Here is a 14,266-nt window from a genome sequence, read left to right on the forward strand (position 1 = left end):
CCCGACGACACCCGATGGCGCGGACCGGCACCGGTCCGCGCCATCGCCGTGTTCCGGCGCCGGGCCGGCCTCGGCTCAGGGTGCGGCCCAGCCTCCGGGCGGCGCCGGGGCCGGGGCGTCCGGCGGCACGGGCCGGGCCAGCGCGCGGCGGGTCACCGCGAGGGCCAGGCAGACGGCGGTGGCGAGCATAGATCCGCGCGGACGAGGGTGAGCGTGCCGGTGCGGGCCGGCGTGACTACCTGGTCCAGCCGGTGTCGACGTACTGCCGCTCACTGCGCAACCCGAACGCCCCGAAGTTCGCCAGGCCCGGGCGCACGGCCGAGATCTGCGGCGTCTGGAACAGCGGCACGGAGTGCCCGGCCTTCCACAGCAGGGCGTCGGCCTGGTTGAGCAGCTCGGTGGCCTTGCCCCGGTCCGTCTCGGCCCCGGCGCGGTCGATCAGCGCGTCGATCTCCGGCGTGCCGATCCCGCCGTAGTTCTGGTCGCCGCCGGTGCGGTACACCGGGTAGAGCAGCGACGGGAACACGTTGTCGACCTGCCGGAACGAGGCCAGGTCGAAGGCGCCGACGTTGACGTACTTCGCGAAGTAGTCGTTCCCGGGCACCTTGCGCAGCTCGACGGTGACGCCCGCCTGGCCGAGCATGTTCTGCACGAGCTGCGGCAGGTCCGTGCTGCCGTTGCCGTTCACCACGTAGACGAGCTTCAGCGGCGCGCCGTCCTTCGTGCGGGTCCGGCCGTCCGCGGACGCCTTCCAGCCGGCCTCGTCGAGCAGGCGCCTGGCCCGCTCGAGGTCGAACTTCCCGAACTCGGCGCTGGTGTCGCGGTACCCGTCCTGGCTCGGCATGAAGAAGTGGCTGCCGAGCGTGTTCACCTTGAACGGCAGTCCGGCCGACTGGGCCGACGCGATCGCGCCACGGTCCACGGCGTTCTGGATCGCCTGCCGGACCCGCTCGTCGGCGAGCGCCCCGGCGTGCCCGAGCGTCAGCTGCGTCTCGTCCCAGCGGCCGCCGGTGCGGATGACGGTGTTCGCGGCCCCGGCGAGGCGCTGGTAGGCCTCGGGCTGGCGGCCGGGCGCCTGGTCGATCTCGTTGTTGAGGTAGGCCTCGGTGATCGCGGTGCTGTCCAGCGCCCGGTACACGATGGAGTCGAGCAGCGGCTTCGTGCCCCAGTACGACGGGTTCGGCACCATGGTGATCGTCTGGCTGGTCTTGTCGGCCGAGCCGATCTTCCACGGGCCGCCCCAGACCGGGATCTTCTCGATCCAGCCGGTGTTGAACTCCTCGGGCGTGTCGATCGCGCTGCCGGGCAGCAGCGGGTCGAAGAGCGTCTGCCAGTCGGCGTACGGCGTCTTGAAGGTCACCTTCACGGTGCGGTCGTCGGCTCCGCGCTCGACGTTCGCGATGGCGTCGTAGCCGGTCGTGCCCGAGAGCTGGAACCGCTCGTCGGAGCCGTTGCGGGTCTTCCAGTTGGTGGCGAAGTCCTGCCAGGTGATCGGCGTCGAGTCGCTCCAGGCGGCCTTGGGGTTCAGCTTGTACGTCACGACCTGCGCGCCCCCGGAGGTGCTCACGTCCGCCGCGGCGAGCACGTCCGGGTTGGCGGCCGGCACCCCGTTGTCGTCGGCGAACCACAGCTTCGGCTCGGCCAGCGACAGGATCGAGGAGCCGTCGCCCTGCGTGCCGTCGACCTGCCCGACGTTGTACTGCGTGATCCACTGCTGAATCGAGAGCTTCAGCGTGCCGCCCTGCCGCAGGCTCTCGCGCGGCTGCGGGTTGATGTCGGCGCTGCCGGTCTTCGGCGGCGTGCCCTGCTTGCCGGGTGCGCCGTCGCCGCCGCAGCCCGCGGTCAGCCCGACCCCGGCCAGCAGCGCGACGAGGCCCAGCGCCGTGGAGTTCCGCATCGAACCCGCCTCCCTGATCCATACTTAGCAGACCGTCTATATATACATCTTCTGCTACCTTCATCGATACGATATCCGTCAATGGGAGGTTTGGTGCTCGCCTTCCTCGCCCGCCGTCTCGCGTACTACATGGTCCTGCTGCTCTCGGCCGCGTTTCTGTCCTACATCCTGGCGGCGACCGCGCTGTCGCCCCGCGCGTACTTCCAGGCCCGGCTGCCCCCGCCGCCGGCCGAGCAGGTGGACCGGCAGCTGCACGCCATCGGGCTCGACGACCGCCGGCCGGTCACCGAGCGCTTCGCGGGCTGGGCCGGCCGGGCGGCCCGCGGCGACCTCGGCACGAGCATCACCGGCACCTCCGTCAACGCCGAGTTCGGCCGCCGCGTCGGGGTGAGCCTGCGGCTGCTCGCGATCGGCACCACCCTCGGGATCGCCGCCGGGGTGGCCGCCGGCGCGTGGAGCGCGGTGCGCCAGCACCGGCTCTCCGACCGCTCGTTCACGGTGCTCGCGTTCCTGCTGCTGTCCACGCCGACGTTCCTCGTCGCGCTGCTGCTCAAGATCGGTGCGCTGGCCGCGAACCAGGCCGCCGGGCGGCAGGTCGTCGCCTTCACCGGGGAGCGCTCGCCGGGCCTGACCGGCTCGGCGCTGACCCTGCTCGCCGACCGGGCCGGTCACCTGCTGCTGCCGACGCTGTCGATCGGGCTGGTCACGCTGGCCACCTACAGCCGCTACCAGCGCAGCGCCATGCTCGACGTGCTCGGCGCCGACTACCTGCGCACGGCCGCGGCCAAGGGCCTGCCGCGCCGCACCGTGCTGGTCAAGCACGGCCTGCGCACCGCGCTCATCCCGATGTCGACGTTCTTCTCGTTCGGCTTCCTCGGCGTGCTCACCGGCGCCACCTTCACCGAGAAGATCTTCGGCTGGCACGGCATGGGGGAGTGGTTCATCGACTCGGTCAACAACAACGACGTCAACGCGGTCGTGGCGGTCAACCTCTTCGCCGCCGTCACCGTCCTGTTCGCCGGGCTCCTCGCCGACGTCCTGCACGCCGTCCTCGACCCGCGCGTGCGCCTCGGCGGCCGCCGTGGCTGACACGCTCGCCGCGGAGGTCGCCGACGAGGTCCGCCAGGCGCCGCCGACCCGGCTGCGGGTCGTCGCCCGGCGTCTGCGCCGCGACAAGGCCGCCCGGTTCGGCGCCGCCGTCGTCGCGTTGCTGTTCCTGCTCGCGTTCGCCGGCCCGCTGGTGGCCCGCTGGTCGTACGCCGACATCGACTACGCCGCCCTGCGCGCCGCCCCCTCCGCGGCGCACTGGTGGGGCACCAACGGCATCGGCCAGGACGTGTTCGCCCAGACCGTCCGCGGGCTGCAGAAGTCGCTGCTCATCGGCCTCGCCGTGGCCGTGGTCGCCACGGCCCTGGCCGCCGCCGTCGGCGCGGTCGCCGGGTATGTCGGCGGCTGGACCGAGCGCGCCCTCGTCCTCGTCGTCGACCTGCTCCTGGTGTTCCCGTCGTTCCTGGTCATCGCCGTGGTGTCGCCCCGGCTGCGCGCCGGCGGCTGGGTCGCCTTCGTCGGCCTGCTCGCGATCTTCGGCTGGATGATCTCCGCCCGCGTCGTGCGGTCCCTGACGATCTCGCTCAAGGACCTGCCGTTCGTCCGCGCGGCCCGGTTCATGGGCGTCTCCGCGCCGCGGATCATCGTCCGCCACGTTCTGCCGAGCACCGCGTCCTTCCTCATCATCGACGCCACCCTCGCCGTCGGCGCCGCCGTCATGACCGAGACGTCCCTGTCGTACTTCGGCTTCGGCGTCCAGCCCCCGGACGTGTCGCTGGGCACCCTGATCGCCGCGGGCACCGCCTCGGCGGTCACGTACCCGTGGATGTTCTTCTTCCCGGCCGGCCTGCTGGTCGTCTTCGTGCTGGCGGTCAACCTGGTCGGCGACGCCCTGCGCGACGCCGTCGACCCGCGCTCCGGCCCGGCCCGGCGCCGGCCCCCGCACCCGGTCGCGGCGCCGCCCCCGCCCGACGGTGCCGTGCTGGCCGTGCGGGGCCTGACGGTCCGCTTCGGCGCCGCCCCGCCCGCGGTGGACGGCATCGACCTGACCGTCCACCGTGGACAGGTCCTGGGCCTCGTCGGCGAGTCCGGCTCCGGCAAGTCCGTGACCGTGCTGGCCGCCCTGGGACTGCTCCCGGCCGACGCCGCGGTGGCCGGCAGCATCGTGCTGGGCGGCACCGAGGTCGTCGGCGCCACCGCCGGCACCCTGCGCCGCCTGCGAGGCCGGGTCGCCGCGGTCGTCTTCCAGGACTCCCTCTCCGCCCTGACCCCCGTCTACCGGGTGGGCGACCAGCTGGCGGAGGCCGTGCGCGCCCACCGCGACGTGTCCCGGGCGCAGGCCCGACGGCGAGCCGAGGAGCTCCTGCGCCTGGTCGGCATCCCGTCGCCCGAGCTGCGCGCGCGGTCGTTCCCGGACGAGCTCTCGGGCGGCATGCGCCAGCGCGTGATGATCGCCATGGCCATCGCCAACGACCCCGACCTGATCCTCGCCGACGAGCCGACAACGGCACTGGACGTGACCGTCCAGGCGCAGATCCTGCAGGTCCTGCGGGACGTGCGCGAGGCCACCGGCGCCGCGCTGGTCTTCGTGAGCCACGATCTCGGCGTCGTGGCCGGCCTCGCCGACACGGTGGCCGTCATGCGCGGCGGCCGGATCGTCGAAGAGGCGGAGGTGCGGCAGCTGTACCACCACCCGCACGACCCGTACACCCGCGAGCTGCTGGCCGCCCGGCCGCGCCTCGACCGCCCGCGCGCCGTGCGTGAGCGCCCGCCCGGCCCGCCCGTGCTCCGGGTCACCGGCCTGCGGCGCACCTTTCCTGTGTACCGAGGCCGCGTCCTGCGCCGCCGGGCCGCCGCGATCCACGCCGTCGACGGCGTCGACCTGACCGTCGACCCGGGCCGGACCCACGCGCTGGTGGGGGAGTCGGGCAGCGGCAAGTCCACGACGCTGCTGGAGGTGCTGGCCCTGCGGCCGCCGGAGGCCGGCACCATCGAACTGTTCGGCCGCACGGTCGGCGCCCACCTGAGCGGCGCCGACCGTGCGGGGCTGCGCCGCCGGATGCAGCTGGTGTTCCAGGACCCGTTCGCCAGCCTGGACCCGAGGCTCCCGGTCGGCGACGTCATCGCCGAGCCGATGCTGGCGCAGGGGTGTGCCCCGGCGCCGGCCCGGGCCCGGGCGGCCGAGGTCCTGCGGCTCGTCGGGCTGGACCCGGCCCTGGCCGGACGCTTCCCCCACGAGTTCTCCGGCGGCCAGCGGCAGCGCATCGCGATCGCGCGCGCCATCGCCGTCGAGCCGGACCTGCTCGTGCTCGACGAGCCGGTCTCCTCGCTGGACGTGACCGTGCAGGCCGCGGTGCTGGAGCTGCTGGCCCGGCTGCAGGAGCGCCTCGGCCTCGCCTACCTGGTCGTGACCCACGATCTCGCCGTCGTGGCTCGCATCGCGGACGCGGTCAGCGTGATGTACCGGGGCCGGATCGTGGAGACCGGACCGGCCGCCGGGGTGCTGGCCCGGCCGGCGCACCCGTACACCCGGGCGCTGCTGTCCGCGGTGCCGGTGCCCGACCCGGACGCCGAGCGCGGCCGCGAGCGTATCCTGCTCGCCGGTGACCCGCCGGCGGCCGACGAGCGGCCGGTGGGCTGCGGGTTCCGGAGTCGCTGCCCGTTGTACGCCCGCCTGGAGCCTCTGCCGCGCACCCGTTGCGAGACGGAGGAGCCCGCGATGACCGGCGGCGACCATCGGGCCGCCTGCCACCATGCCGCCCCGGGCTGAGCGTCGGCCGAGTTCAGCCGCGGGTCGTGTGCCAGCGCACCGGGGAGTCTGCCGTCGCCCGGACGGTGCCGAGGACGGACAGGTGCTCCAGGTGGGCCAGGGTCTCGGCCAGTGCCAGGCGGCGCAGCATGCCCTGCAGGGCGTCCCAGCCGCGCGACCACGTGATGGCGGCCGCGATCGCCCAGCCCGTCGGCGAGCCGAGGGTGTCGATGGCGTGCACGATCTCGGCGCCGCGCTCGTCGTGGTGGTGCACGAGGTCGGCGGCGCGGGCGTCGAGGCCGCGGAAGCGGTACTCGTGGGCCGGCAGCGCCTCGTCCGTCCCGAACTTGGCGACGAGCTCCAGCGAGTCCAGGTAGGCGCCGAGCGGGTTGCCGTCCGTGATCGCGTGCACGCCGATGTTGGGGCTGATCCGCGGCAGGAGGTGGTCGCCGGTCAGCAGCACGCCCGCGCTCGCCTCGTGCAGGCACAGGTGGCCGGGCGTGTGGCCGGGCGTCCAGATCGCGCGCAGCTCGTGCCGGGCCAGGGGCAGCAGGTCGCCGTCCTCGATCGCGCGGTCGGGCTCGGCCATGCCCATCAGCTCTTCGACGCGCTCCTCCGGCATGACCAGCTCGTCGACCTCGGACTCGGGCGCCCCGTGGCGCAGGAGCCAGTCGCGGTCGGTCGCCGGGCTGCGGCCGCGGTCGCGCCACGAGCGGGCGGGCAGCGTCGCCGCCTCGGCCGGGTGCATGCCGATCCAGGCGCCGGTCCGCTCGCGCAGCCAGCCGCTCATGCCGTGGTGGTCGGGGTGGACGTGGGTGACGACGACGCCGATGACGTCCTCGAGGCTCGCGCCGGCCGCGCCCAGCCCGGCCGTGATCGCGGCGCGTCCCGCGTCCGAGTCCCAGCCCGGGTCGACCAGCAGCACGCCGGCGTCGTCGAGGAAGAGATAGCTCAGCGTGTACCGCAGCGGGCTGTTCGGAATCGGCACGGGAACCGACCACACGCCGGGGCGCACCCGCTCGACCGGCGGCATGACCCGCCGCTGCCACGCCTCGTGCTGATCCGTCCCGGTGATGATCACGAGTTGCCCCCGGTGTGCAGCAGGAAGTCGACCAGTCGCGCCGCATCCGCCGGGATGGGGCCGCGTTTGTCCGCCGGTGTGCTCAGCGCGTGCATCATCGCGCCGCCGACCAGCGTGTCGAGCAGCAGCGTGACCGACACCGTTGCGGGCAGCTCGCCGCGGTCGATGCCGCGGCGCACGATGGCGCGGGCGGCGACGATCTGGGCCATGCGCAGCGACTCGTACTGCTCCGCCACCCCCGGAATCGTCCCCACCTCGAGCGGCAGGCGCAGCGCCGCGCGGCTGGACGGGCCGGTGTAGCGGTCGAGCACCTGCGTGGCCAGCTCGATCAGGTCGCCGCGCAGCGTGCCCGTGTCCACGTCGCTGACCCGGACCAGCCCGGCCGCCAGCGCGTCGGCGAGCAGCGCCTCCTTGGTGCTCCACCGCAGATACAGCGAGGCCTTGCCGACCCCGGCCCGCCGCGCGACGGTCTCCATCGCGAAGCCGGCCCACCCGCCGTCGCCGAACACGTCGACGGCGGCCTGCAGGATCCGCCGGTCGACCTGCGGATCGCGGGGCCTTCCCGGCGGTGCTGCTGTCGTCGCGCTCATCGGCCCCATAGTATCTGAACGGTCGGCGTTCAGATTGTCCATCTGATCACAGCGTGACGCACGCCTCAGGGGCTGACCCATGCGGGAAGTGCTGATGTTCCAACGTATGTCCCGGCGAGCGGTGTATCAGCCCCAAGGAGCCCAAGCCGGTCCCGCGGAGCATCCCCGATCAAGCGTTCAACGACCTGTTCGCGGCCTTGTCCTGGTCGTGCAGATCCACGGCCACTCGAGCCGATACTCGCAAGAGACGTCGACCGGCAGGACTCGGCAGCGGTAGCATCCTGGTTCGATGTGGAGCGAAGCAACCCCGCCGACGACGACTCAGGTCCGCGACGCCTTCGGCGTCGAGGTGGGCGAGCTGCGGCCCCACCCGGGCGGGTTCGAAGCGGATGCGTTCACGGACGGGCGCTGGTTCGTGAAACTCTGGCGTCAGCAGCCCCACAGCGACGCCGCACTTGCGCTGACCGCTGAGCTGGCGGCTCGGGGCATCCCCGTTCCTGCGGCGCAGCGAGCGCTCGACGGCTCGTACACCTCCGAGCACCATGGCCGGCACTACGCGCTGTTCCCGTTCGTCGACGGCCGCCAGGCAACGTGGAACGACGCCGACGCGATCGCGCGGGCGATGCGCGCCGTGCACGAGATCGCCGACCTCGTCCTACCCCGCACCGATATGGACGAGTGGTGCATCGAGGTGCTGCGCGACCGGCACGACCACCCGTGGATCGTCGACCGCCGCGACGAGGTCATGGCCAACGTCGACCGGCTCGAAGCGGTGATCGAACGGGCCCGCGCGATCGACGTGCCCCACATCGTGTGCCACCACGACCTGTTCCCTCACAACGTCATCGTCGACCGCGACGGTCGCGTCGCGACGCTGCTCGACTGGGGCCAGACGATGCTGGCACCGCGCGAGCACGACCTGTTCGCCGCCTTGTGCGGACCCGACCCTGTGCGCTTCCTGCACGCCTACGGCGCGCAGCGACTCGAGCTCACCCACCTCGAGTACGCCCGGCTCGCCCGCTCGCTGCACGACCTTGCGGCTCGCATCTACAACGAGGTCGACCTGGACGGCGTCAACACGTGGGGTTTCGACTTGTTGCGCCGAGTGGACGCCGACCTCGCGCTCGCCCGGCCATTCTGCGACCGCTGAGGCCGCCCGATGCGCCGATCGACGAGATTACGGCGCGGCCGACGCCGGATCACGTCGATCCGCGCTTCAGCGTCGACGACGGACTCCATCGCCTCGGCCGGCCGACCAAGCTTGCTTGAGTGGGTCACCGTCTTCGTCGCGATCGTCGTGCGGGCGATGCCCTTCGTGGTGCTCGGCACGCTGCTGTCCGCGGCCATCGCCGCGCTCGTGCCCGAGCGCCTCTTCGCCCGCGCCCTGCCCGCCCGGCCGGCCCTCGCGGTGCCGGTCGCGGGCGTCGCCGGGCTCGCGCTGCCCGGCTGCGAGTGCGCCTCGGTGCCCGTCGCCGGCGCGCTGATGCGCCGCGGCGTGACCCCGGCCGCCGCGCCGGCGTTCCTGCTCGCCGTGCCCGCGATCAACCCGGTCATGCTTGCCGCGACCGCCGTCGCCTTCCCCGGCGAGCCGATGATGGTCGTCGCCCGGCTCGTCGCGAGCCTGGCCACCAGCGTGGCGATGGGCTGGCTGTGGCTCCGGCTCGGGCGCGGCGACTGGCTGCGCACCCCGCACCGCGAACCCGTGTCCGGGAGCCGGGCGGCCGCCTATTTCGCGACGGTACGCCAGGACGCCGCCGACGCCGCCGGCTTCCTCGTGCTCGGCGCCGCCGCGGCCGCCTGCCTCAACGTGCTGGTGCCGCAGCAATGGCTGCACGCGCTGGCCGGACGGGCCGTGCTCGCCGTCGTCGCCCTGGCCGGCCTCGCGGTGCTGCTGTCGATCTGCTCCGAGGCCGACGCGTTCGTGGCCGCCTCGCTGCCGCAGTGCTCGCTCACCGCCCGGCTGGCGTTCCTCGTCGCCGGGCCGATGGTCGACCTGAAGCTGTTCGCGATGCAGGTCGGCGCGTCCGGCCGCCGGTTCGCGATCCGGTTCGCCCCGGCCACCTTCGCCGTCGGCGTGACCCTGGCCGTCGCGACCGCGGGAGCGCTGCTGTGAGCGGCCGCGCCGGTCCGGCCGCCTTCGCCGTCGGCGTGACCCTGGCGGTCGCGACCGCGGGAGCGCTGCTGTGAGCGGCCGCGCCGGGGTGCAGTCGGTGGCGCTGCTGCTGATCGGCGGCGCACTCGTGCGCACGGCCTGGACCGGCACCTATGTGCGCTACGTGAAGCCCGGGCGGCACTGGCCGCTCCTCGTCGCCGGCCCCGTCCTGGTCGCCGTCGCGGCCGTGAACCTGGTGCGGGTGTTCCGCGGCCCGGCGCCGAAGCAGCCCTACGAGTCATGAGCGCCATGAGCACCCAGCGTTTGCGGGTGGCCGCGGCCGTCCTCGCGGCGGGCACCCTGCTGATGCTGCCCGCCGCGCCGGAGCCGGAGCCGGCGCCGCCCGTCCCGCCGACGCTCGACGTGTCCGCCACGCTGCCCGACGGCACCACGTTCAGCCCCGCCGCCGTGCTCGACCCGCGGCACCTCGTCGTGCAGATCGCCGACGCCGACCCGGACACCGCCTCGCTCGCGCTGCTCGACCCGTCGGACAGATCGGGCTCTGCCGCCCCGCTCCGGCTCGAGCGCATCCCGATCGCGGGCGGCGGCTCGTTCGACGCGGTCCGGGTCGCCGACGGCCGGGTCTACTGGATGTCGAGCGTCGCCGACGACCAGGGCGGCACCCGCACCACCCTGCACCGCGCCGACGCCTCGGGCGCCGCCGAGGTCCTCACCACCGACACCGGCCGCCCGCTGTTCACCGGCGGCATGCACGACCTCGAGATCGCCGAAGGCCGGGTCTGGTGGACGGCCACGCGGGGACTGACGGTGCCGACGACCGACCTGCGATCCGTGCCGCTGGACGGGGGCGAGGTCACGGTGCGGCCGCTCGACGGGACGTACCACCTGACCGCCTGGCCCTGGGCGACCGACGACGGCATCGGCGGGCAGCCCGTGCTGCAGCTGAACCTCGTGACCGGCGAACGGCGCACCTTCGACGAGCCGCCGGGGCGCGACGTGTACTGCGGCGCGGTGTGGTGCCGCACCGTCGCGAGCACGCGGCAGAGCACCGTCGTCACCCTGCACCGCACCGACGGCAGCGGCGAGACGGGCCGCGTGAACGTCGACCGCGAGGTGACGCTGTTCCTCGACATCGCCGCGCTGGACCGCTTCGAGTTCCTCGCGGCCCCGATCTCCCCGCAGGCGTCGACGTCGATTGAGCGGCTGACGATGTACGACCTGCGAACGCGCCGCCGCACCCCGCTCGCCGTGTCGACGGCCGAGGGGCTGTCCGGCTCCTGGCTGTGGTGGGCGACCGGCGACACCGAGACGATGACGTGGCACCTGCTCGACCTCGCGGCGATCCCGTAGGCGGTGGTCTAAGTTCGAGGCGTGGATCCGTTGTTCGCCGCCGCCGGAGACCTGCGCGAGGCCTACGCGGGGGTCGACTGGGCCGCGACCCCCGCTCGGGCCGGTGGCGTCGTGGGGGACGGCCCTGCGCACGGCCGTCGACCTGGCACTGCGAACGCGGTTCCCGGTGACGCTGTTCTGGGGCCCGCAGTCCGTGATGCTCTACAACGAGGCCTACGTGCCGATGATCGCCGACAAGCACCCGGCCGCCCTCGGCGCCCCGGCCCGGGAGGTCTTCGCCGAGATCTGGGGCGACATCGGCCCCATGATCAAGCAGGTTCTCGGCGGCGGCGGCGCGACGTGGGTCGAGGACCTCCGCCTGGAGATGCGCCGGCACGGCTTCCTCGAGGAGTGCTACTTCACGTTCTCCTACTCCCCGGTCGTGGGCGAGGACGGCCAGGTCGAGGGCGTCTTCGACATCGCCTCCGAGACCACAACCCAGATCCTGGCCACCCGCCGGCTCCGGCTGCTCAACGCGCTGCACGACCGGCTCGCCACCGTCGACCACCGCGGCGAGGTGCTCCAGCGGGCGCTGCCGGTGCTGCGCGCCGACCCGCAGGACCTGCCCGACGCGGAAATCGTGGCCGCGGACGGGAGCGATGCCGCGGTGGGGCAGACGGCGGCCGGGAAGGTGGCGACGGTACGGCTGAGCACGCGCGCGTACGCGGCCGGTGACCTGATGCTGCGCACCACGCTCAACCCGCGCCTGCTCGCCGACGAGACCTACCTGATCTTCGTCCGGCTGGTCGGCGCCACGATCAGCCAGGCGCTGGACCGGGCGCGGCTGCGCGAGGCCGAGCGCAGGGCCACCGCGATCGAGCGGGATATCTCCGAGACGATCCAGCGCAGCCTGCTCACGCCGCCGCCGGTGAGCGAGCACTACCGGGTCGCGGCGCGCTACGAGCCCGCCGTCGAGCACGCCCGGGTGGGCGGCGACTGGTACGACGCGTTCCTGCTGCCCGACGGCACCATGACCGTCGTCGTGGGCGACATCAGCGGCCACGACCGGTTCGCGGCGGCGACCATGGCGCAGGTCCGCAGCATCCTGCGGGGCATCGCACACACCCTGCTCGGGCCGCCCTCACGCATCCTGGCCGCGATGGACGAGGCGATGTCCGGCTTCGGCCTGGACACCTTCGCGACGGTCGTGCTGGCCCAGGTCAGCGCGGATTCCGAGCCGGGCGCCCCAGCCCCCTACACGCTGCGCTGGTCCAACGCCGGCCACCCGCCTCCGATCCTGCTCACCCCCGACGGCGGGGCGACCCTGCTGCGCCACCCGTCGGAACTCCTGCTCGGCACCGGCCTGCCCGCCACGCGCAGCGACCACTCGGTGACGCTGGAGTCGGGCAGCCACGTGGTCCTCTACACCGACGGCCTCATCGAGCGCCCCGGTAAGCCGCTCGACGAGGGCCTGCGCGGCCTCGCCGACCTGCTCACCGGCCGGCACGACCTGACCGCCGAGCAGCTGTGCGACCATCTGCTGGCCGCGTCCCGGGCCGGCGCCGGCGACGACATCGTCGTCACCGTGCTGCAAGCGGGCCGTTGATGCGCCCCCGCTGCACCACCGGCTGATCAAGCCTGGCAGAGCCGCGTTAAAAAAATGTTGTACCGGGGGGCGCCGCCCGTCAGTCGCGTTCGGTTTCCCGGTAACCGGGGCTCATGCCCTTGAGCGCGGCCAGGATCTGCACCGCCAGGTACTTCGAGTTGCCACGGCAGGCCGCGAGGCTGCCGGCGTTGAACCACAGGCCGCGCTGGGCCGTGGGGCGCCACATGTTGCGCATCTCGCCGCCGTCGTCCACGCCCCAGATCAGGCCCACCTTGTCCGCCACGGCGTCGCCGAAGAAGGTCCGGACCTCCTCCTGCTGGTTGCGGTACCCGGTGGCCAGCACGACGAGGTCGTACTCCCGGGTGGTCCCGTCGGCCAGTTCGATCCCGTCCGGGGTGAACGACGCGATCTGGTCCGCCTGCAGCAGGCCGATCTCGCCGTCGGCGATCAGGTCGGAGCAGCCGACGTTGATGTAGTAGCCGCCGCCGCGGCGGTTGTACTTCAGGTGGAAGCCGGTGCCGTCCTCCCCGATGTCCGTGCGGAATCCGACGGCGTGCAGGCGGTCGAGGATGTCCTTGTCGGCCTCGAGCATCCGCTGGGCGAGGATCCGGTTGGCCTTGATCAGGGTCGGGAACGAGTTCGCCGCGGCGATGAGGTCGACGTCCTCGGTCGGGGTGCCCTCGGAGTAGAGGGCGTAGACCATGATCCCGCTCGGTTCCAGGCTCACCACGGTCGTGGGCTGCCGCTGCACGATGTCCACCCGGGAGCCCAGGGCGTGCAGGTCCTGCGCCACATCGTGCCCGCTCGTCCCCGTCCCGATGACCAGGGCCTTGCGGTTTTGGAACCGGGTCCCGGACGTGTACTGGGTGGAGTGCAGGACGTCGCCGCGGAAGTCCTCGAGCCCGGGAAGCCGCGGGCGGTTGGGCACGCCGCTCACGCCGCCGGTCGCGATGACGACGTGCCGGGGCCGCAGGACGCGCTCGGCGCCGTCGCGCCGCACGGTGACCGTCCAGATCTGCTCGTCCTCGTCGTAGGTGCCGCCCACGAACTCGGTCGAGGTCCAGACGTTGAGCTCCATGATGTCGGCGTAGTGCTCGAACCAGTTGCCCAGCTTGTCCTTCGGGATGTACGTGGGCCAGGTGTCGGGGTAGGGCAGGTACGGCAGGCTCGCGACCCAGGACTCGTTGTGCAGGGTGAGCGAGTGGTAGCGCTTGCGCCAGACGTCCCCGACGCGTTCGTGCTTGTCCACGATCAGGGCGTCGACGCCGATGGTGCGCAGCCGGGCCGCGATCGACAGGCCCGCCTGCCCCGCGCCGACGATCAGCACCTCGGGGGAGCGGTCGTCGTAGCGCTGTTCCTCCTGGCGCAGGTCGAGCCAGTTCTTGCCACCGAACGTCCGCGAGTATGCCGTGCCGTGCGGCCGGTTGGCGCCGCGGCGCTCCTCGGAGCCGGTCAGCTCCTGCAGGGTGGTCAACAGGGTGCGGGCCCGCAGCGGTGGCCCGGCGGCCAGGTCGAGGCGGACCACGCCGGCGCCGTGACCGAACGCCGTGTCGAAGCTGAAGAAGCCCTCGACCACGTCGTCGCCGGCGCGGACGGCGACCCGGGGTGCCGTGCGTCCCGGGGCCAGGGCGAAGCCGCAGGCCTTCACGTCGCGATTGCGCGCGATGAGCTCGGCGGCGGCTTCCCGGCCGCCGAGCGTGGTCCGGACGTCCCAGGTGAACGAGACGAGGTCGCGCCAGTCGGCCTCGGTCAGGAAGAGATCGGCCAGCCGGTCCAGATCCTCGGCGTCCAGAGCGGTTTCGAGGTTCTGAAGCCATTCGGTGACGGCGCTGAGGCACGCTGGTGCTGACATGT

The 14,266-nt window shown here is 73.2% G+C and carries 10 protein-coding genes and 1 pseudogene; 7 read left to right on the top strand and 4 right to left on the bottom strand.

Going from position 1 to position 14,266, the window contains the following annotated elements; all coding sequences use genetic code 11:
- Positions 1-235 precede the first annotated feature (235 nt).
- The gene (locus AC6JBM_RS12210) at positions 236-1,897 is read right to left on the bottom strand and encodes an ABC transporter family substrate-binding protein (protein ID WP_497983713.1); all 1,662 of its coding nucleotides are present in this window, start codon (positions 1,895-1,897) and stop codon (positions 236-238) included.
- Positions 1,898-1,978: 81 nt separating this feature from the next.
- On the opposite strand from AC6JBM_RS12210, the gene AC6JBM_RS12215 reads away from it, so the two are divergent.
- Together AC6JBM_RS12215 and AC6JBM_RS12220 are read left to right on the top strand one after the other, a co-directional pair.
- Positions 1,979-2,986 (top strand): ABC transporter permease, encoded by a 1,008-nt coding sequence (locus AC6JBM_RS12215; RefSeq protein ID WP_497983714.1) that lies wholly within the window; start codon positions 1,979-1,981, stop codon positions 2,984-2,986.
- A complete protein-coding gene (locus AC6JBM_RS12220; RefSeq protein ID WP_497983715.1) occupies positions 2,979-5,714 on the top strand; it encodes a dipeptide ABC transporter ATP-binding protein in 2,736 nt (911 codons plus the stop codon). Before AC6JBM_RS12215 ends, AC6JBM_RS12220 begins: the two co-directional genes overlap by 8 nt.
- A 13-nt stretch (positions 5,715-5,727) precedes the next feature.
- Here AC6JBM_RS12220 and AC6JBM_RS12225 read toward each other — a convergent pair whose 3' ends face one another.
- Together AC6JBM_RS12225 and AC6JBM_RS12230 are read right to left on the bottom strand one after the other, a co-directional pair.
- The gene (locus tag AC6JBM_RS12225; RefSeq protein WP_497983716.1) at positions 5,728-6,774 is read right to left on the bottom strand and encodes an MBL fold metallo-hydrolase; all 1,047 of its coding nucleotides are present in this window, start codon (positions 6,772-6,774) and stop codon (positions 5,728-5,730) included.
- Positions 6,771-7,364: a TetR/AcrR family transcriptional regulator gene (locus AC6JBM_RS12230; protein WP_350616760.1), complete on the bottom strand. Its 594-nt coding sequence runs from the start codon at positions 7,362-7,364 to the stop codon at positions 6,771-6,773. The genes AC6JBM_RS12225 and AC6JBM_RS12230 overlap by 4 nt, the downstream gene beginning before the upstream one ends.
- Positions 7,365-7,653: 289 nt before the next feature.
- Between AC6JBM_RS12230 and AC6JBM_RS12235 the strand changes: the two genes are divergently transcribed.
- The 5 genes and pseudogenes from AC6JBM_RS12235 (at position 7,654) to AC6JBM_RS12255 (ending at position 12,412) form a co-directional block, all read left to right on the top strand.
- Positions 7,654-8,514: a phosphotransferase enzyme family protein gene (locus tag AC6JBM_RS12235; protein ID WP_497983717.1), complete on the top strand. Its 861-nt coding sequence runs from the start codon at positions 7,654-7,656 to the stop codon at positions 8,512-8,514.
- A 105-nt stretch (positions 8,515-8,619) separates the two neighbouring features.
- Positions 8,620-9,477 (top strand): annotated as a pseudogene (locus tag AC6JBM_RS12240) (permease); the annotation flags it as partial.
- 70 nt (positions 9,478-9,547) lie between these two features.
- Positions 9,548-9,760 (top strand): hypothetical protein, encoded by a 213-nt coding sequence (locus AC6JBM_RS12245; RefSeq protein WP_497983718.1) that lies wholly within the window; start codon positions 9,548-9,550, stop codon positions 9,758-9,760.
- A 5-nt stretch (positions 9,761-9,765) separates the two neighbouring features.
- Positions 9,766-10,827: a hypothetical protein gene (locus AC6JBM_RS12250; RefSeq protein ID WP_497983719.1), complete on the top strand. Its 1,062-nt coding sequence runs from the start codon at positions 9,766-9,768 to the stop codon at positions 10,825-10,827.
- Positions 10,828-10,930: 103 nt separating this feature from the next.
- A complete protein-coding gene (locus AC6JBM_RS12255) occupies positions 10,931-12,412 on the top strand; it encodes a PP2C family protein-serine/threonine phosphatase (RefSeq protein WP_497983720.1) in 1,482 nt (493 codons plus the stop codon).
- 79 nt (positions 12,413-12,491) lie between these two features.
- Here the strand turns inward: AC6JBM_RS12255 and AC6JBM_RS12260 are convergent, their stop codons facing one another.
- Positions 12,492-14,264, bottom strand: a complete 1,773-nt coding sequence (locus AC6JBM_RS12260) for a flavin-containing monooxygenase (RefSeq protein WP_497983721.1) — start codon at positions 14,262-14,264, stop codon at positions 12,492-12,494.
- Positions 14,265-14,266 lie beyond the last annotated feature (2 nt).

Source organism: Dactylosporangium thailandense, from assembly GCF_059739745.1.